Consider the following 17,781-nt stretch of genomic DNA (forward strand, 5'->3'; position numbering starts at 1 on the left):
GAAGGGCGAACCCGGAAGCTCGAGATTCCGGGTTCGGTCCTGCGGACCGCCCCGGAATGACGCCGTGTGGAAGGTGCAGCTAACCCGGCCGATACGCCCCGGTCACGGGGTCACGCTTCAGCGTCTGGATGTCCCCCATATGGGCGGCCTCGGCGACGCGCGCGAGGCGCATCTCCTCCAGCTCCTGGTTGATCCGGACAGCGGTCTTGTAGGCCCAGCGGACCACGGCAAGCCCGCCCAGGACGCCCGCGAAAGCGACGAACGGCGGCATCTGTCGATCCTTGTCTAGTGCTCAGCCCCCACGGACATTCTTGCGCAGACCGGGCCGCGCCGCAATTGGCCCGGCTTCAAGTCTCCTTGGGACCAAATGGCGCGGAAGACCGCGCCCTAGAACCCGAATTTCGCCCAAATCGCCCGCGTTTCGACCGCCGAGATCAGCTCGTCCGGCAGCCCGGCCATTGATTCCAGGGCCAAAAGCTGGCCTGCGCCGGGCGATTTGCGCCCCAGAAGGCCGGACAGCAGCCCGGTCGGCTGCGCGATCACGGGGGTGAGAACCTTCTCGCCATAGCGGGCACGAAGAGTTGAGCGGAGATCGCCGATGCCGTCGGCCAGCCCCAGCGCGATCGAACTCGCGCCGGCCCAGTATTCGCCGGTGAACAAGGTGTCGTCCTCGCCCTTGAGCCGCGCGCCGCGGCTCTCCCTCACCAGCGCAATGAAGATCTGGTGGATCTCGCGCTGGAGCGCCTTGAGCTTGGCGACGTCGTCGGGGTTTTCGGGCAGGAACGGATCGAGCATCGCCTTGTGCGCGCCGGCGGTATAGAGCCTCCGCTCGATGCCGAGCCGCTTGATCGCGTCCTGAAAACCGAAGCTGCCGCCGACCACGCCGATCGAGCCGAGGATCGAGGACGGATCGCAGAAGATCTCGTCGCCCGCACAGGCGATCATGTAGCCGCCCGACGCCGCGACGTCCTCGACGAACACCAGCACCGGCAGCTTCTTCTCCGCCGCGAGCTGCTTGATGCGCAGATAGATCTGGCGCGACTGCACCGGCGAGCCGCCGGGCGAATTGATCACCAGCGCCACCGCCTTGGCGTTCCGCATCGAGAAGGCCCGCTCCAGCACCCGCGCGACGCCTGCGAGCGTCATGCCCGGACGCAGCGGCGTCACTGCACCGATCACGCCTGACAGCCGCACCACCGGCACCACCGCCGTGCCGGGGCGGAAGCGCGCCGGCAGATATTGCATGAGCTTGTCGGCCAGGCCGGAACTCTCACGATCGTTCAATTGTTCGGCCATGCCGTTACCTCTGTTTAACCATTTTTTATCACGCGACTGTCATTGAAAGTGCCTGGAACGTGTTTTGCAGAATTCCCGTCGGGAAGCTGCAATGAAGCAGCGGAGGAAACGCCATGAAGATCTATCTGCTGTTGATGCTGATCGGTGCGCTTTTCACGGCGATTCGCTTTACGTCCCCGCAAGAACAGCAGTCGGAATCGCTGCCGCAGTAGGCCGTCACAGCTCCGCCAGCGGCAAGACTGCCCTTCCCTCCAGAATATCCGTCACCTCTTTTTTAGGCACGTGTGACTCTTCGTTAAGCATGAGGCCCGGCAGCAGGCGCGTCGGCGCCCTGCCGCCTTTGATCGCGCGCACCAGCACGCGGATCGCGGGCCGTCCCGCTTCGCCATGAACCGGCAGGATCGCAAGGCTGCCGAAGCCGCGTGACAGCGCTGCCAAAATCTCGGCGATTCCATCCGCGCGCCAGATCAACGTCAGCACACCGTTCGACCGGAGGATACGCCGCGCTGCATGCACCCACGCATGCAGCGTCTCCTCCGTCGCCACATGCGCGATATGGCGCGCCTGGTCCGGCGAGCCGCGATGGCGCACCGGATCGTTGAAGGGCGGGTTCATCAGCACACTATCGACGCTGTCGGGCACGAGCCCATGTGCCACGAAAGCCTGCGCATCGGCCGTGACGTCGAGCACGATCGTCTCGGCGGCAATCGCGTTCGCCGCCGCATTGGCGCGCGCGAGCTCCGCCAGTTCCGGATCGATCTCGACCAGGCTGAGCCTGATCCCCGCCACGCGCCGGCCAAGCGCCAGCCCGGCCGTGCCGATGCCGGCGCCGAGATCGACCACGCGGTCGCCCGCTCTCGCCTCCGTCGCCGCCGCGAGCAGGATGGCGTCATGCCCGGCGCGATGCCCGGACCGCTTCTGCTTCAGCCGCAACTGGCCGCCGAGAAAGGCGTCCTCGGTGATGTCGGCCTCAATCATCGCCGCGCAGTTCGTGGCTGAGCCCCGCCTCGGTCAGGAGCTGCCGGGCCTCCTGGGCGTCGTCCTCATAGACCAGGATCCGCCGCGGCAAAATGCCGAGCGAGCCCTCGATGATGCTCATGTTCTGGTCCAGCACCAGATGATGGATATTGGCGCCGTCGAGCAGCGCGCCGATCGCCGACACCAGCACCATATCGTTGGTCCGAACCAGTTCACGCAAAACGCAGGTCTCCTGCCTGAAAGGGGTTAAGCGGCAAATGTCAATGGTTCCGCGGCACTTGCCGCGTCCGCCTCCAGTTTCTATTGTATTTCCATCAGAATAGCCCTTCCGGGGCAAATATTGGAGACCGGCGTGGCCGTCATCGTACCTTTCGAAACTCCCGGCGCGTCGATCGAAGAGCTGGTTGCCCTTGTCGCCGGTGACATGGAGCGCGTCAACGCCACGATCCTGTCGCGGACCGGTTCCGACGTAACCATGATCCCGGAGGTCGCCAACCATCTGATCTCCTCCGGGGGCAAACGCCTGCGGCCGATGCTGACGCTCGCCATGGCGAACCTTGCCGGCTACACCGGCGACGGCCACATCAAGCTGGCGGCCTCCGTCGAGTTCATGCACACCGCCACCCTGCTCCATGACGACGTCGTGGACGAGAGCGAGATGCGCCGCGGCAAGCTCTCGGCGCGCATGCTCTGGGGCAACGAGGCGAGCGTGCTGGTCGGCGACTTCTTGCTCGGCCAGGCGTTTCGCATGATGGTCGAGGTCGGCTCGCTCCGCGCGCTCGACATTCTTTCAGCGGCGGCCGCCACCATCGCCGAGGGCGAGGTGATGCAGCTTGCGGCCGCCAAGAACACCGCGACCACCGAGGACGAATATCTCGCCGTGATCCGCGGCAAGACCGCCGAGTTGTTCGCCGCCGCCTGCGAGGTCGGCCCCGTGATCGCCAACCGCCCGAAGGCGGAACAGACCGCCTGCCGCTCGGTCGGCATGAATCTCGGCATCGCCTTCCAACTCGTCGATGACGTGCTCGACTATGGCGGCAAGAGCGCCAAGCTCGGCAAGAACACCGGCGACGATTTCCGCGAGGGCAAGATCACGCTGCCGGTCGTGCTCGCCTTCCGCCGCGGCAACGACACCGAGCGCGCCTTCTGGATCAAGGCGCTGGAGCGCGGCGAGATCGGCGATTCCGACCTCGACCACGCCATCGGCCTGATGAACAAGCACCGCGCGCTCGAGGACACGCTGAGCCGCGCCCAGCACTACGGCGCCATGGCGGTGGACGCCCTGGCACTGTTCCCGTCGTCGCCGATGAAGAGCGCGCTGGAGCAGGTCGTGGCGTTCTGCCTGGCGCGGTCGCATTAGCGGCCTGAGGGTCTTTCTGCTTCTGCTATCAACCCCGTCATCCTGAGGCGCGAGTGGCGCGATGCGAAGCATCGCGCCGGGAGCCTCGAAGGATGCACGGCCCGGGCCGTCGCCCTTCGAGGCTCGCCGAAGAGGCGAGCACCTCAGGGTGACGGTGTTCGATCAGTGCGCATTGCCCCCAGATCGTCATTGCGAGCGCAGCGAAGCAATCCAGAGTCCCTCCGCGGAAACGGTCTGGATTGCTTCGCTGCGCTCGCAACGACGGAGCAAGGCGCGCAAGCCCTGCTCGCCAATTCGCATTTTCAAATCACAGAGACAGGTTCGCAATCGCACAACTCGCCCGCGCGCGATGAAGCTGCTCACCTAGTAACTTGCATTTTGCAAGTTACTCTCCTATCCTCCCGCCATGCAGCCCAAATCCCCCTCCATCCTGGAATGCCCGGTCGGCCGCGCCGTGGAGACGGTCGGCGAATGGTGGAGCATTTTGATCCTGCGGGATGCGTTCCAGGGCGCGACGAAGTTCGACGAGTTCTCGCAAAATCTCGGGATCGCGCCGAACATCCTGTCGCGGCGATCTCACCGCGTCAGGCATGTTCGTCCGCCGCCGTTACAGCGAGCGGCCACCGCGTTACGAATATGTGCTGACGGACAAGGCGCGGGATTTCTTCCCCGTGGTCGCCGCGCTGCTCGCCTGGGGCAACAGGCATCTCGCACCGAAGGGTGAATCCATTCTGCTGGCGAGCCGGGCCGATCGTCGACCGTTCGACCCGGTCGTGGTCGATGCCGCCGACATGCAGCCGATCACGCTCGACAATGCGGTCATCATCGCTGGGCCGGGCGCCAGCCGCGGGATGCGCAAACGGCTCGCTTCGCTCAAGGCCATGAACCCGGCCATTGCGCCGGCTGGAGACTGACATGCGTCGTATCGTCGTGACGGGAATGGGCGCGGTGTCGCCGCTCGCCTGCGGTGTCGAGCTGTCCTGGCGCCGGCTGCTCGCCGGCCAAAGCGGGCTGCGTCCCCTGCCCGAATGGGCGCAGGCGCTCCCCGCACGCATCGCGGGCCTCGTGCCCGACAAGGCCGGCGATGCGGACGGCGGCTTCGATCCCGCGCAGGCCGCCGCGCCGAAAGACCAGCGCAAGATGGACCGCTTCATCCTGTTTGCGCTGCTCGCCACCGCCGAGGCGGTCGCGCAGGCCAAATGGACGCCGCAGGATGCGAGCGCGCTGGAACGGACCGCGACGGTCATCGGCTCCGGCGTCGGCGGCTTTCCGGCGATGGCGGAGGCGGTGCGCATCACCGAGCAGCGCGGCGTGCGCCGGCTCTCGCCATTCACGATCCCCTCGTTCCTCGCCAATCTCGCCGCCGGCCACGTCTCGATCAAATACGGCTACAAGGGACCGCTGGGAACGCCGGTCACGGCCTGCGCCGCCGGCGTCCAGGCGATCGGCGATGCCGCACGCATGATCCGCGCCGGCGAGGCCGACGTTGCGATCTGCGGCGGCGCGGAGGCCTGCATCGACATCGTCAGCCTCGGCGGCTTCGCCGCGGCGCGCGCGCTGTCGAGCTCCTTCAACGAGGAGCCGAGGCGCGCCTCGCGCCCGTTCGATCGCGACCGCGACGGCTTCGTCATGGGCGAAGGCGCCGGCATCCTGGTGATCGAGACGCTCGAGCATGCGCTGGCGCGCGGCGCGACACCGATCGCGGAGATCGTCGGATACGGCACGACGGCGGACGCCCACCACATGACGTCGGGGCCGCCCGATGGCGACGGCGCGCGCCGCGCCATGGAGATCGCACTGCAGCAGGCGCGGCTTGAGCCCGGCGAATTGCAGCATTTGAACGCGCATGCGACGTCGACGCCCGCCGGTGACGAAAGCGAGCTTGGCGCGATCGGCGCGCTGTTCGGCCGTAGCCGCAGCATCGCGGTGAGCGCGACCAAATCGGCCACCGGCCATCTGCTCGGCGCCGCCGGCGGGCTGGAGGCGATCTTCACCGTGCTCGCCTTGCGCGACCAGGTCGCGCCGCCGACGCTCAATTTCGAGAACCCCGACGCGAGCGCTGATGGCATCGACATCGTCTCAGGTAGCGCGCGGCCGATGCCGATGCGGCACGCCATCTCCAACGGATTTGGCTTCGGCGGGGTGAATGCCAGCGTGATCTTCCGCCGGATGGACTAAACGACGGGCCTTGCAATCGCCCCAAGCATCGCTACGACAGCAGGATGACCGACACGAATTTCTGGCTGTTCCTTGCCGCGGCGTCTCTCATTGCCGCCATTCCCGGCCCCGGCATTTTCTACGTCGCGGCGCGGACCTTGTCCGAGGGGCGCGGCAGCGGCTTTGCCTCGACCGCAGGCACGGCGCTGGGCGGGCTGGTTCATGTCATCGCCGGCAGTCTCGGCATCTCCGCCATCATTCTCGCCAGCGCCGAGCTGTTTGGCGCCGTCAAATTCGTCGGCGCGCTCTACCTGGTCTGGCTCGGCATCAAGACGTTTCGTAGCGCCGGCCGCGCACTGTCGCTCGAAAGCGAGCCCGTCGGCGACAGGCGCGCATTCCGCGACGGCGTGCTGGTCGAGGCGCTGAACCCGAAGACCGCGGCGTTCTTCCTTGCCTTCATTCCGCAATTCCTCGATCCCATGGGATCGAACCCCACGCTGCAATTCATCGTGCTCGGCGCGATCTCGGTGACGCTGAACACACTCGCCGATGTCGTCGTGGTGCTGATGGCGTCCGCGACGCGCACGCAACTGATCGGACGGCCGCACCTGATGCGGCGCCTCACCCAGGGCTCCGGCGTCTTCATCGCGGGCCTCGGACTCTCGCTCGCGCTGGCGCGGCGGCCGGCAAATGGCTAGCGCCCCGCAAAGCCGCTTCTATGAATCGCACGGCCTGCGGCTGCATTATGCCGATTGGGGCAACGAGGGCGCGCCGCCCCTCATCCTGGTCCACGGCGGCCGCGATCATTGCCGCAGCTGGGACGTCATCGCCAGATCGCTGCAACCGCATTTTCACGTGCTGGCGCCCGACCTGCGCGGCCACGGCGATTCCGACTGGACCAAGGGCGGCAGCTACGCGCTGACGGAATATGTGTACGATCTCGCCCAGCTCGTCCGCGGCGTCGCAGCGCCCCAAGTGACTCTCGTCGGCCATTCGATGGGCGGCATGGTGAGCCTGATCTTTTCGGGATCGTTCCCCGAGCAGGTCGCGAAGCTGGTCGTGCTCGACGGCGTGACCATGTTGCCGGACGCGCCGAAGCCGCCGGCGCACGAGCGCATCAGCAAATGGGTCGGCCAGCTCGACAAGCTGCACGACCGCACGCCGCGCCGCTATTCCACCCTCGCGGATGCCGCAGCGCAGATGGTGCTTCACAACAGGCGGCTCTCCCGCGACCTCGCGCTGCATCTTGCAACGCACGGCGCGCGGCAGAACGAGGACGGCACCTATAGCTGGAAGTTCGATCCCTACCAGCGCGCCTCTGCGCCGCACCGGCTCTGGCCGGACGATCACGTCGAACTCTGGTCGCGCATCGCCTGCCCGACACTGCTGCTGAATGCCGGCGAAAGCTTTCTGGCGGGTGCCAGGGCAGCAGGCCTGGAGCGCTATTTCCCGCAGGCGCGTGTCGAGACCATCGCCGGCGCGGGGCACTGGCTGCAGCATGACAAGCCGCAGGAGGTGTTGGGTGAGATCCGGCGGTTTCTCGGGCTGGCCGAGGACGGCGCAGGTTAGCTCCTCTGCCGTAGGGTGGGCAAAGCGAAGCGTGCCCACCACTTCGATCGCGTCACTTGGATGCATGTTGGGCACGGCGCTATCGCGCCTTTGCCCACCCTACGGCAGTGTCGTCGGAGAAATACCTAAATTAGCTCAACGTCCCCGCATGCACCCACCAGCCGGGGTGATCGCGCCGGATCTTTTCCGCGGCAGCATGGGCCTCGGCCGGCGCGCCATAGATCGCAAAGCAGGTCGCGCCCGAGCCGGACATGCGGGCGAGCTTGACGCCGGCGGAGTCGCGTAGCGCCTCCAGCACCTCGCCGATGACAGGTTCGATGCGCATCGCGGGGGCTTCGAGGTCGTTGGCGACGGTTTCGAGAACCTCGACCCAGTCGGCAATCGAGGCGCCCTCCTCCGGCCAGGCCGGGGCTCCGATGACGGAGGTGGCGCCGACCAGCAGCTCGCCGTTGCGCAGGCCCAGCGCCTGGAACACGTCCTTGGTCGCGACCGGCACGCGCGGATTGACCATCACGCAGGGCATGCTCGGCAGCGCGAGCGGCAGCAGCTGCTCGCCGACGCCGGTCATGTCGCAGGCGCGCGAATACAGGCACACCGGCACGTCGGCGCCGGTCGCGAGCGCGACCTTCTGGAGGCGGGGATCATCGAGCGACAGGTTGTTGAGACGCGCCAGCAGCCGCAGCGCTGCCGCTGCATCCGCCGAGCCACCGCCGATGCCGGCCGCGACGGGCAGCACCTTGTCGAGCGCAAAGGCGCCCAGCTTCAGGTTCGGCACGGCCTCGGCCAGAAGCTTTGCGGCCTTGAACACGAGATTGTCGGCAGTATCGCCGCATGCTGCGGCCAGCGGCCCGGTGGTGGCGAGCTTCAGCTCGCCGCCCGGCTCCAACGTGAGCCGGTCGGCGCAATCGGCAAACGCCACCACGCTTTCGAGATCATGATAGCCGTCGGCACGACGGCCGACCACGCGAAGGCTCAGATTGACCTTCGCGCGCCCCTCTTCAATCAACGCCGGCATCGGCGACACGCCCCCAACTTCACTCAGCTTAGCCGCCCTTGCCGTCGTCCTTCTTCTTCTCCGCCTGCGCGGCCGAAGAGTTCGAATTGTCCTCGGTGAGGCCGTTGGCGATCTTGGCCTCGATCTTCGGAAGCTCATCCGGCTCGGGCTTGAGATCGCGGGCGTGCGACCACTGGAATTTGGCTTCCAGCGTGCGGCCGACGCGCCAATAGGCATCGCCAAGGTGATCGTTGATGGTGGGATCCTCGGGCTTGAGATCGATCGCGCGCTCGAGGTTCTTCACCGCCTCTTCGTAGTTGCCGATGCGGTAGTAAGCCCAGCCGAGCGAGTCGACGATGTAGCCGTCGTCGGGACGCTGCTCGACGGCGCGCTTGATCATCTTCATGCCTTCGTCGAGGTTCACGCCCTGGTCGATCCAGGAATAGCCGAGATAGTTGAGGACATGCGGCTGGTCGGGCTGCAGCTCGAGCGCCTTCTTCATGTCGGCTTCGGCCTTGGCCCACTGCTTGGAGCGCTCCTCGCAGATGCCGCGATAATAGTACCAGACGCTGTTGGCCTTGTCGTTGCCGGCCGGCAGCACGTCGACGCCCTGCGAATAGGTCGCGCCGCAGTCGCCGAACTTCTTGCGGCCGCGCTCGATGTTGCCTAGCGCCATGATGGCTTCGAGATCCTTGGAATCCTCTGACGTGACGCCCTTGAGGATCTTGATCGCCTCATCGGTGCGGTCGGCGGAATCCAGATCGATGGCGAGCTGGATCTGCGCGTTGCGCTTCAGCGGCGAGGTCGACGGCACGCGCTCATAGACCTTGATCGCCATCTGCGGCCGCTTCACCGATTCATAGAGATCGGCGAGCGAGAGCAGCGCCAGCGGATGGGTCGGCTGGAGGTAGAGCGAGAGCTGGAGATAGACCAGTGCCAGATCCTCGCCGCCGCGGCGGGTCAGCGTGGCGCCGATGCCGTAGAGGGCCTCGGCAGCGCCGGCCTGCGCGGAATCGACCAGCGGCGGCAGCTTCTTGCCGGCCTTGGTGTCGCGCAGCCCTTCCACGATCAGCGGATGGCGGGCGAGCTTCTTGTCGAAGGCCTGGTAGACGGTGGTCGCGGCGGCCGCATCCTTGTTGCGCGACAGCCAGCGCGCATAGGCCTCGGTGACGCGCAGCATGGAATCGTCGAGCTTGTAGGCGCGCTCGAAGCGCGTGCCGGCGTCCTTCTCCTTGCCGGCGAGTTCGAGGATCATGCCGGCGTGGAGATCCTTGAACAGCGGATACCATTCCGGACCGGCGAGCTTGTCGATGGTGGCGACAGCACCCTTGGAATCGCCGGCGCCATAGGCCGCCCAGCCCGACAGCAGCGTGGCGACGAGATCGGTGATGGGGCCGCGGATCGACTGGTTGATGTTGGTCTGCGCAGTCGCGTATTTCTTCATCTTGAGATCGTGCACACCGACGACGAGGCGCGCGACGCGGTTGGTCTTGTCGATGGTGAGGACACGCTCGGCGAGCTTGACCGCTTCGTCGATGTCGCCGTCGGCGACCGAGGAGATGAAGGCACGGTCGAGCAGCTCGTTGTTCTTCGGATCGGTGCGGAGCGCCGAGCGGTAGAATGCGGCGGCCGAGGTTGCGTCGCGCTCGACGCTGGCGTGGCGGGCGGCGAGATAGCTGCCGGAGGTCGTGAGCGACTTCAGATCGTTCCGGGTCGGAAACTGCGCCGCCGTATCGGACGGATGATCCGGCGTCTGCGCCAGGACCCTGCCGGGGACCGTCGCGATCGCTGTGCCCATGAGGGCGATGGCGGCGACAGTCCAGCGGTTGAAACGATTTGAAAGCATCAGGGCTCGCCTTGAGTTGGTAGTGCCTGGGTTTGCAGCAGAAAGCCGTCTCGCATGCGAACGCGGCCGGTGGCATCGGGACCCGGAACCGTCAGGCCGGACAATGCCGCTTTTGGCGGTTTACCGCAAGGATTCGGACCGGGCGATCGCCTCCGAACGCCCCAAATCGGACAAGAGCGCCCCAAGACGCCGCCACTATGGCCTTATCGTGGCCGCGACAGGTGGCCGCGGCCCGGTTCTCACGCGAACGTGCGGCAGATCACCCTTTGTGACCAGATCCGCGCTGATTGGCCCGCCCTTACATCGCCTCGTAGTTCGGACCGCCGCCGCCCTCCGGCGGAACCCAGGTGATGTTGCCGTTGGGGTCCTTCACGTCGCAGGTTTTGCAGTGGACGCAGTTCTGGGCGTTGATCTGGTAGCGCGGGCTCGCCCCCTCCTCCACCCACTCGTAGACGCCGGCCGGGCAATACCGATTCGAGGGACCGGCGAACACGTCGTGCTCGGAGGTCTTCTGGAGGTTCATGTCGGCAACCCGGAGATGGACCGGCTGGTCCTCCTCGTGATTGGTGTTGGACAGGAATACCGACGACAGCTTGTCGAACGAGATCTTGCCGTCCGGCTTCGGGTAGTTCCTCGGCGCGTGGCTCTTGGCCGGATCGAGCGTCGCGCGATCGGGCTTGGAATGCGACTGGGTACCGAACAGCGAGGCGCCGAACAGCGTGTTGCACCACATGTCGAGTCCGCCGAGCGCGACGCCGAGCACGGTGCCAAACTTCGACCACAGCGGTTTGACGTTGCGGGCCAGAAAGAGGTCCTTGCCCACGGAGGAGGAACGCCACGCGTTCTCGTACTCGACGATCTCGTCATTGGCGCGATCGGCCGCAAGCGCTACTGCGACATGCTCGGCCGCCAGCATGCCGGTGCCCATCGCATTGTGGACGCCCTTGATGCGCGGGACGTTGACGAAGCCGGCCGCGCAGCCGATCAGCGCGCCGCCGGGGAAGCTCAGTTTCGGTACTGACTGATAGCCGCCCTCGGTGATGGCGCGCGCGCCATAGGCGAGCCGCTTGCCGCCTTCGAAGGTGCCGCGGATCGACGGATGGGTCTTGAAGCGCTGGAACTCGTCGAACGGCGACAAATAGGGATCGTCGTAGTTCAGATGCACGACGAAGCCGACGGCGACGAGATTGTCGTCGTAATGATAGAGGAACGAACCACCGCCGGTCTTCAGGTCGAGCGGCCAGCCGAATGAATGCTGGATCATACCCTTCTGGTGCTTGGCGGGATCGATCTGCCAGACTTCCTTCAACCCGATACCGAACTTCGCCGGCTCGCTCTTGGCGTCGAGCGCGAACTTCGCAATCAGCTGCTTGGTCAGGCTGCCTCGGGCGCCTTCGGCGAACAGCGTGTATTTGCCGAGCAATTCCATGCCGCGGGTAAAGGAGTCCTTCGGCTTGCCGTCGCGGCCGATGCCCATGTCGCCGGTGGCGATACCCCTGACCTTGCCCTCCTCGTCATAGAGCACCTCGGCCGCGGCGAAGCCCGGATAGATCTCGACGCCGAGCGCCTCGGCCTTGCGCGCCAGCCAGCGGCAGACATTGCCGAGCGAACCGATGTAGCAGTGATGGTTGTCCATCAGGGGCGGCATCATGAAGTTCGGCAGCTTGATCGCGCCGCCGCCCGTCATCCAGTAGAAGCGGTCGTCCTTCACCTGCGTCTTCAGCGGACAGTCGGAATCCTCGCGCCAGTCGGGAACAAGCTTGTCGAGCCCGGCCGGATCGATCACGGCGCCGGAGAGAATATGCGCGCCGACCTCGGAGCCCTTCTCCACCACGACGACGTTGAGATCGGCGTTGAGCTGCTTCAGCCGGATCGCGGCCGACAGGCCCGAGGGGCCGGCGCCGACGATGACGACGTCGAATTCCATGGATTCGCGCGGGGGAAGTTCTTCGGTGCTCATCTGATCTCAGCCCTTGAGACGGTCCTCGGTCGTTTGCGCCCTCTTGTTTCCGATTTTTCCGGATAGGACAACCACGGAAATGCGTTCCGGTGGGATGCATGGCGCCCCAAACTGATATAAAAGTCTGACTTTCGCATGATCCCCGAACCCGCCCCCACCGTCCGAGAGCTTCTCGCCTTCTATCTGGAGGCCGGTGTCGACTGCGCGCTCGCGGAGGAGCCGATAGACCGCCTGGCGGAAATGGACGCCCCGCCGCCGGTCCCGCGCGCAGCAGCGCCGGTCGAGGCGCCGCGGCCGGTCGCCGCGCCCGCGGTGATCCGCGGCGAGGCCGCACCCGCGCCCGACGTCGCGATCGCCTCGGCACGCGAGGCTGCGCGCACCGCGCCGACGCTCGAGGCGCTACGCGAGCTGATGCAGGGCTTCGAGGGCTGCGCGCTGAAGCACACCGCAACAAGGCTGGTGTTCGCCGACGGCAATCCGCAGGCGCGCATCATGTTCGTCGGCGAGGCGCCGGGCCGCGACGAGGACATCGAGGGACTGCCCTTCGTCGGGCGCAGCGGCAAGCTGCTCGATCTGATGATAGGGGCCATAGGCCTCAACCGCACCACGGCCTACATCGCCAACGTGATTCCGTGGCGGCCGCCCGGCAACCGCACGCCGACGCCGCAGGAAACGCAAGTGTGCCTGCCCTTCATCCAGCGCCAGATCGAGCTGGTGAACCCCGACGTGCTGGTGACGCTCGGCAATCCCTCGACGCAGACGCTGCTCGGAACGCGCGAAGGCATCATGCGCACCCGCGGCCGCTGGTTCGACTACGAGACCGGTGGGCGCACCATCCGCGCGCTGCCGACCTTCCACCCGGCCTATCTGCTCCGCTCGCTGTCCTACAAGCGGCTGGCCTGGCAGGATCTGCGGGCGATCGCGAAGGTGCTGGGGCAAGGCACGGTGTAACCACACACACCGTCATTCCGGGGCTCGCGAAGCGAGAGCCCGGAATCCATCGAGCGGCAGAGTTGGTGGATGAATGGATTCCGGGTTCGCGGCTTTGCCGCGCCCCGGAATGACGGGTTACGCCCCCTTCGGCCGCACGATGGCCCAGCCGATGCGCAGCAGCTGCTGGCGGCCGGTCACCAGCCATTCGAAGGCGCGCGGCACTTCCGGCACGATGCCGGGAAAGCGCTTGAGGATGTCCGGCGGCGGCGTGCCCGCGGTGTCGGCGGCGCGCCAGACCACGACGCCGCCGGTCTCGCTGAACTTGGCCTGATTGATCCACGGCGTGCGCGCGGGCTCGGCATCGATGAACAGATGCGGGCGGCCTGAATGCAGCGCGATGAGGCTCGCAAGCTGGGTCTCGCCGGCCACCGCACGCAGGCGATGGTTGGTGCGGCGGGCAAAGCTGTCATCGAAAAAATCCGAGATCGCACGCGCCGGCATCGAGGTCGCGATCTCATTGGCGCCGGTCCAGGGCAGGAACAGGACGGCGAGCACGACGCCGGCGGCGGGCGCCACGACGGCGGCGGCCCACACCGTCCGCAGCATCCGCGCGCGGCGCATCGCGATGAGATCGCCGGCACCCACCACCACGGCGAGCCCCGACATCACCAATACCACGCCGGCACCGCCGACGACGGACTCGAGCCCGAACAGGCCGGAGATCAGCACCGCACCGAGCGCCGGCGCCAGCGCGAAGAAATAGACGAAGTTGCGCGCCAGCGGCTCGACCGGCGGGCGGTAGATGATCGGCGCCTCCTCGCCCTTGGCGAGGAACAGGCCGGTGTTGAGGAAAGTCAGCGCCGGGATCGCCGCCGCGCCAAGCACGAGCCCGCCGAGCAGCCAGGCCGCGTGGATCGCGCGGGTGCTCAGCTCGGCGACCGCAGGCAGGGCCGGCAGGACCAGCGTCTCGGCGCGCATCAGCCAGACGGCATAGGGCAGCGCGAGCACGGCGACAACGATCAGCGCGAACAGCGGATCGAGCGCGAGCAGCGTGCGGCGGCCGCCGGCGGTCGCAAACGCGAAGACGACGAGCAGCAGGAGCAGGAAGACCGCCGCGGGCGTCGTCAGCAGCAAGAGCCCGGCCTCGATCGACCAGGCGAACCAGGCGTTGCCGCGGCGCTGGCCGATGATCTGCCAGGAATGCAGCAGCAGCAGCGCCCACAGCGGTCGCGCCAGCACCGGCGGGCCGAAATCGAGCGCGGGCGAGGAGAAGGCCAGCACCGTCATCGTCAGCAGCACGGCCAGCACCGCCTGCTGCGAGCCGACCACGGCGCGGGAGAGATGGTAGAGCGCGATGAAGGTCGCGATCTCGCAGACCTCGGCCAGCACATAGACGCCAAACATGTGACCGCCCGCGGCGCGATAGGCGATGTCGGCGAGCCAGACCGGCAGCGGCGGGCCGAGATCGGTGCCGACCTGGTATTCCCTGCCGAAGGCCAGGAGGGTCGCAAGGGTGCCGGGCGGGCTGCGATAGAACGCCAGCGCCACGAACAGCCACATCGCGGCCTGGAGCAGCACGACGATCCACACGATCAGCCGCGGCCGGGCGCGAATGAGCTCGATGACCAGGGAGGTAAACCGCATGCAACGCCCGAAAGATGCAGCCAACCCGTCCAGCCGGCCCTATTCGCTCACGAGTGTTTTGATAAAGGGCGCTACGCGTTGTGGCAACGACCGTCTGCTCCCTCTCCCCGACCGTGTGTCTTCTCCCTCTCCCCGCTTGCAGGCGCGCGACGAGCTTCGCTCGCGCTGGGAGGGTTGGGGTGAGGGGGAGCGTCCGCAAGGATAGTGACAGATTGACTCGCGGAGGCTTCCCCTCACCCGCATCCCATCTTCGATGGGCTGCGGCCTCTCCCCGCGCACGGGGAGAGGCGAAGAGCCCGTCGCGAGAGATGAGTATTAGAGGCCCGCCGACGTATCGACCTGCACGCTTGCTTCCACCCGCACCTCGACCTCGGTCGCCGCGAACAAGTCGCGCACCGGCTCGACTGTCCAGGGCATGTGCTTGGCGCGGGCGGCGGCGACGGGAGCGAAGAAGCTGCGGTGGTGGACGGTCGGGCCGAGGCGGTTCAGCGCGTCGAGATGCTCGGGGACGCCGTAGCCCTTGTGCTGCTCGAAGCCGTAGCCCGGGCAGTCCTGCGCCAGCGCGCACATCAGCCGGTCGCGCGTCACCTTGGCGACAATGGACGCCGCCGCGATCGACAGGACGATGCCGTCGCCGCCGATCACGGCCTCGCAGTCGCATTCCGTATCGAGCCGGTCGCGGCCGTCGACGAAGACGTGGCGGGGCGCCTCGGGCAGCGCCACCACGGCGCGCTTCAGCGCCCACAGCGAGGCGCGCAGGATGTTGTCGCGGTCGATCCGCGCGGGCGAGGCAACCGCGACCGAGACCTGCGCGGTGGCGCAGATCTTGTCGAACAGCTTTTCGCGCTGCTCCGCCGTCAGGCGCTTGGAATCGTCGATGCCACGGGGAATGCGGTCGGGGTCGAGAATCACTGCGGCCGCCACCACGGGACCTGCGAGCGGCCCGCGGCCGGCCTCGTCGCAGCCCGCAACCGGCCAGATGCCGCGCTTGATCAGCGCGCGCTCGCGGCGGAAGCTCGGCGGCGCGACGGCAATGACGCCTTTCGGGCCCGCGCTCTTGCCGGTCGAAGGCTTGGCCGCCGAGGCCTTTCCAGCCTTTGCAGGTGCAGCCTTCCTCGCAGCGTCCTTCCTGGGCGCAGCTTTGGCCGACGTCTTGGCGGATTTATCCCGAATCATGGCGGGGATCGTGCGCAAGCGGCCCTGCTTGCGCAACCGGGAACCCCTCGCAATTCCCGTTATTCAGGCGAGCCGCCTACTCGGCCAGATGCACCCGCCGGTCCTCACCGACCTCGATGCCCGGCGCGACCACGACTTCCCAGGGATGGCCGTCGGGGTCGGCGAAATAGCCGGAATAACCGCCATAGTCGGTCTCATGCGCCGCTTTCAGCAGCGCGGCGCCCTTGTCGACAGCGAAGGCCAGCACCGCATCGACCTCCTCGCGCGTGGCGCAGTTCCAGGCGAGCGTGATGCCGCGGAAGGTCGTCGGCCTGGGCTTATCCGGCAAGGCCGCGTCGGCCGCGAGCTGGTCCCAGTGAAACAGGGCAAGCACCGGACCGCCGGTATCGTAGAAGGCGACGGCCTCGCCGGTCGCCTTCAGCCGGCGCGAAAAGCCCAGCGCATCATAGAACGCGATGCTGGCGCGAATGTCGCTCACACCCGTGATGACCGTGAGCCGCGGCACCGGGGGCGGCAGTTCCTTACTCATGACACACCTCGTTCGCCTCGGCTCCTAGAACAGGCTGAGCTGATCGCCGTTCCGCTTCGGCCGCGCGAAGTGATCCATCGTCAGTTTTGCGCGACGCTTGTTGAGCCCCAGCCTGTCGCAGGCGATCTCGAAGCGGCGGCCGATGGTCCAGGCCATCGGGCCGGTGCCCTTCATGCGCTCGCCCCATTTCGCGTCGTAGTCGCGGCCGCCGCGCATGTCGCGGATCAGCGTGAAGACGTGACGATAGCGGTCCGGATAGTTCGCCACCAGCCATTCGCGGAAGAGGTCGCGCACCTCCAGCGGCAGCCGCAGCAGCACGTAGGAGGCTTCCTTGACGCCGGCATGGGCGGCCGCATCGAGAATTCGCTCGATCTCGGAATCGTTCAGCGCGGGAATCACTGGCGCGACCATCACGGTGGTGGGAATGCCGGCGTCGGAGAGCTGCTTCAGCGCCTCCAGCCGCTTCGGCGGCGTCGAGGCCCGCGGCTCCATGGTGCGCGCCAGCTTTGGATCGAGCGAAGTAACCGAGATCGCGACCTTGGCGAGGTTGCGCTTCGCCATGCGCGAGAGAATGTCGATGTCACGCACCACCAGCGCCGATTTGGTGACGATGCCGACGGGATGACCAGCGCGCTCCAGCACCTCCAGGATGCCGCGCATGATTTTGCGCTCGCGCTCGATCGGCTGATAGGGATCGGTGTTGGTGCCGATCGCGATCATCCGCGGCTCATAGCCTGCTGCTGCGAGCTCCTTCTCGAGCAGCGCCGGGGCCTCCGGCTTGACGAACAGTTTTGACTCGAAGTCGAGCCCGGGCGACAGGCCGAGATAGGCATGGGTCGGCCGCGCGAAGCAGTAGACGCAGCCGTGCTCGCAGCCGCGATAGGGGTTGATCGAGCGGTCGAAGCCGATATCGGGCGAATCGTTGCGGGTGATCACCTTGCGCGAGGTGTCGACCGCGACCGTGGTCTTGAATGGCGGCAGCTCTTCCAGGCTCTGCCAGCCGTCGTCGAAGGCGACGCGCGCCTCGGCCTCATAGCGGCCGCTGGCGTTGGACTGCGCGCCCCGCCCCCGCCTGCGCTGCTTGTCGATGGCGACAGCGAGCTCGGGGAAATCAGAAGGCGCACCCGCCGGCTCGGAGGGCGCCGTGACCGGCGGGTGCTTGAGAGCATGAGAGGATGCTGGACTCATGAAGCCAAGATAGCACGTCAAAGGAACAAATCAAGAACAAGAACAAAAAACGTGAAAACAACCCCATGCACAGTAGAGGCGCCCAAACTTCGGGCGCCTGCCTTTGACCTCACGCAACATCGCCGTCACCACGATCTCGTTTGATGCCGCG

General features: G+C 66.8%; 16 protein-coding genes and 1 pseudogene. 6 read left to right on the plus strand and 11 right to left on the minus strand.

Translation table 11 applies throughout. The annotated features are described in order from the left end of the window. Positions 1 to 79: 79 nt before the first annotated feature. The 4 genes from ACFLEY_RS34985 to ACFLEY_RS35000 form a co-directional block, all read right to left on the minus strand. On the minus strand, positions 80 to 271 hold the full coding sequence (locus tag ACFLEY_RS34985; protein WP_028175609.1) for a hypothetical protein: 192 nt from the start codon (positions 269 to 271) through the stop codon (positions 80 to 82). 116 nt (positions 272 to 387) lie between these two features. Further along, positions 388 to 1,296, minus strand: coding sequence for a S49 family peptidase (locus ACFLEY_RS34990; RefSeq protein WP_060910866.1), 909 nt, complete (start codon positions 1,294 to 1,296; stop codon positions 388 to 390). 216 nt (positions 1,297 to 1,512) lie between these two features. Continuing rightward, entirely contained in the window at positions 1,513 to 2,274 is a 762-nt protein-coding gene (locus tag ACFLEY_RS34995) for a tRNA1(Val) (adenine(37)-N6)-methyltransferase (RefSeq protein WP_011085320.1), read from the minus strand. Continuing rightward, positions 2,267 to 2,494 (minus strand): DUF2007 domain-containing protein, encoded by a 228-nt coding sequence (locus ACFLEY_RS35000; RefSeq protein ID WP_060910865.1) that lies wholly within the window; start codon positions 2,492 to 2,494, stop codon positions 2,267 to 2,269. The genes ACFLEY_RS34995 and ACFLEY_RS35000 overlap by 8 nt, the downstream gene beginning before the upstream one ends. 132 nt (positions 2,495 to 2,626) lie before the next feature. Here ACFLEY_RS35000 and ACFLEY_RS35005 point away from each other — a divergent pair, with 132 nt between their 5' ends. The 5 genes and pseudogenes from ACFLEY_RS35005 (at position 2,627) to ACFLEY_RS35025 (ending at position 7,360) form a co-directional block, all read left to right on the plus strand. Beyond that, a complete protein-coding gene (locus ACFLEY_RS35005; protein ID WP_028175606.1) occupies positions 2,627 to 3,634 on the plus strand; it encodes a polyprenyl synthetase family protein in 1,008 nt (335 codons plus the stop codon). Positions 3,635 to 4,040: 406 nt separating this feature from the next. Next, positions 4,041 to 4,548: pseudogene (locus tag ACFLEY_RS35010) on the plus strand (winged helix-turn-helix transcriptional regulator). Position 4,549: 1 nt separating this feature from the next. Continuing rightward, positions 4,550 to 5,812, plus strand: coding sequence for a beta-ketoacyl-ACP synthase II (gene fabF, locus ACFLEY_RS35015; RefSeq protein ID WP_060910864.1), 1,263 nt, complete (start codon positions 4,550 to 4,552; stop codon positions 5,810 to 5,812). A gap of 44 nt (positions 5,813 to 5,856) precedes the next feature. Next, complete coding sequence (locus ACFLEY_RS35020; protein WP_060910863.1) at positions 5,857 to 6,489, plus strand: LysE family translocator; 633 nt, start codon at positions 5,857 to 5,859, stop codon at positions 6,487 to 6,489. Continuing rightward, the gene (locus tag ACFLEY_RS35025) at positions 6,482 to 7,360 is read left to right on the plus strand and encodes an alpha/beta fold hydrolase (RefSeq protein WP_060910862.1); all 879 of its coding nucleotides are present in this window, start codon (positions 6,482 to 6,484) and stop codon (positions 7,358 to 7,360) included. Before ACFLEY_RS35020 ends, ACFLEY_RS35025 begins: the two co-directional genes overlap by 8 nt. Before the next feature lie 130 nt (positions 7,361 to 7,490). Here ACFLEY_RS35025 and ACFLEY_RS35030 read toward each other — a convergent pair whose 3' ends face one another. The 3 genes from ACFLEY_RS35030 to ACFLEY_RS35040 all read right to left on the minus strand — a co-directional run bounded on the left by ACFLEY_RS35030 (position 7,491) and on the right by ACFLEY_RS35040 (position 12,160). Further along, positions 7,491 to 8,375: a 4-(cytidine 5'-diphospho)-2-C-methyl-D-erythritol kinase gene (locus tag ACFLEY_RS35030; protein ID WP_038965922.1), complete on the minus strand. Its 885-nt coding sequence runs from the start codon at positions 8,373 to 8,375 to the stop codon at positions 7,491 to 7,493. 28 nt (positions 8,376 to 8,403) lie between these two features. Beyond that, the gene (locus ACFLEY_RS35035) at positions 8,404 to 10,200 is read right to left on the minus strand and encodes a tetratricopeptide repeat protein (RefSeq protein WP_011085312.1); all 1,797 of its coding nucleotides are present in this window, start codon (positions 10,198 to 10,200) and stop codon (positions 8,404 to 8,406) included. 298 nt (positions 10,201 to 10,498) lie between these two features. Further along, positions 10,499 to 12,160 carry an electron transfer flavoprotein-ubiquinone oxidoreductase gene (locus tag ACFLEY_RS35040; RefSeq protein WP_060910860.1) on the minus strand — a complete coding sequence of 554 codons (1,662 nt, stop codon included), beginning with the start codon at positions 12,158 to 12,160 and terminating at the stop codon, positions 10,499 to 10,501. Between the two features lie 135 nt (positions 12,161 to 12,295). On the opposite strand from ACFLEY_RS35040, the gene ACFLEY_RS35045 reads away from it, so the two are divergent. Then, positions 12,296 to 13,111: a uracil-DNA glycosylase family protein gene (locus ACFLEY_RS35045; protein ID WP_396604342.1), complete on the plus strand. Its 816-nt coding sequence runs from the start codon at positions 12,296 to 12,298 to the stop codon at positions 13,109 to 13,111. A 117-nt stretch (positions 13,112 to 13,228) separates the two neighbouring features. Here the strand turns inward: ACFLEY_RS35045 and ACFLEY_RS35050 are convergent, their stop codons facing one another. The 4 genes from ACFLEY_RS35050 to ACFLEY_RS35065 form a co-directional block, all read right to left on the minus strand. Beyond that, on the minus strand, positions 13,229 to 14,737 hold the full coding sequence (locus tag ACFLEY_RS35050) for a glycosyltransferase family 39 protein (RefSeq protein ID WP_211433789.1): 1,509 nt from the start codon (positions 14,735 to 14,737) through the stop codon (positions 13,229 to 13,231). A gap of 315 nt (positions 14,738 to 15,052) precedes the next feature. After that, positions 15,053 to 15,913, minus strand: a complete 861-nt coding sequence (locus ACFLEY_RS35055) for a ribonuclease HII (protein WP_060912960.1) — start codon at positions 15,911 to 15,913, stop codon at positions 15,053 to 15,055. A 76-nt stretch (positions 15,914 to 15,989) separates the two neighbouring features. Further along, the gene (locus ACFLEY_RS35060; protein WP_060910857.1) at positions 15,990 to 16,442 is read right to left on the minus strand and encodes a VOC family protein; all 453 of its coding nucleotides are present in this window, start codon (positions 16,440 to 16,442) and stop codon (positions 15,990 to 15,992) included. A gap of 24 nt (positions 16,443 to 16,466) precedes the next feature. Further along, on the minus strand, positions 16,467 to 17,630 hold the full coding sequence (locus tag ACFLEY_RS35065; RefSeq protein ID WP_060912959.1) for a PA0069 family radical SAM protein: 1,164 nt from the start codon (positions 17,628 to 17,630) through the stop codon (positions 16,467 to 16,469). Positions 17,631 to 17,781: the final 151 nt, after the last annotated feature.

This window comes from Bradyrhizobium sp. YCK136 (assembly GCF_044570075.1).
Classification (GTDB): Bacteria; Pseudomonadota; Alphaproteobacteria; order Rhizobiales; family Xanthobacteraceae; genus Bradyrhizobium; species Bradyrhizobium diazoefficiens.

Bases quoted from the DNA above. Each gene is read 5' to 3' on its own strand.
- ACFLEY_RS34985 (WP_028175609.1), bottom strand. From the start codon at position 271: ATGCCGCCGTTCGTCGCTTTCGCGGGCGTCCTGGGCGGGCTTGCCGTG.
- ACFLEY_RS34990 (WP_060910866.1), bottom strand. From the start codon at position 1,296: ATGGCCGAACAATTGAACGATCGTGAGAGTTCCGGCCTGGCCGACAAG.
- ACFLEY_RS34995 (WP_011085320.1), bottom strand. From the start codon at position 2,274: ATGATTGAGGCCGACATCACCGAGGACGCCTTTCTCGGCGGCCAGTTG.
- fabF (WP_060910864.1), top strand. From the start codon at position 4,550: ATGCGTCGTATCGTCGTGACGGGAATGGGCGCGGTGTCGCCGCTCGCC.
- ACFLEY_RS35020 (WP_060910863.1), top strand. From the start codon at position 5,857: ATGACCGACACGAATTTCTGGCTGTTCCTTGCCGCGGCGTCTCTCATT.
- ACFLEY_RS35025 (WP_060910862.1), top strand. From the start codon at position 6,482: ATGGCTAGCGCCCCGCAAAGCCGCTTCTATGAATCGCACGGCCTGCGG.
- ACFLEY_RS35030 (WP_038965922.1), bottom strand. From the start codon at position 8,375: ATGCCGGCGTTGATTGAAGAGGGGCGCGCGAAGGTCAATCTGAGCCTT.
- ACFLEY_RS35035 (WP_011085312.1), bottom strand. From the start codon at position 10,200: ATGCTTTCAAATCGTTTCAACCGCTGGACTGTCGCCGCCATCGCCCTC.
- ACFLEY_RS35040 (WP_060910860.1), bottom strand. From the start codon at position 12,160: ATGAGCACCGAAGAACTTCCCCCGCGCGAATCCATGGAATTCGACGTC.
- ACFLEY_RS35045 (WP_396604342.1), top strand. From the start codon at position 12,296: ATGATCCCCGAACCCGCCCCCACCGTCCGAGAGCTTCTCGCCTTCTAT.
- ACFLEY_RS35050 (WP_211433789.1), bottom strand. From the start codon at position 14,737: ATGCGGTTTACCTCCCTGGTCATCGAGCTCATTCGCGCCCGGCCGCGG.
- ACFLEY_RS35055 (WP_060912960.1), bottom strand. From the start codon at position 15,913: ATGATTCGGGATAAATCCGCCAAGACGTCGGCCAAAGCTGCGCCCAGG.
- ACFLEY_RS35060 (WP_060910857.1), bottom strand. From the start codon at position 16,442: ATGAGTAAGGAACTGCCGCCCCCGGTGCCGCGGCTCACGGTCATCACG.
- ACFLEY_RS35065 (WP_060912959.1), bottom strand. From the start codon at position 17,630: ATGAGTCCAGCATCCTCTCATGCTCTCAAGCACCCGCCGGTCACGGCG.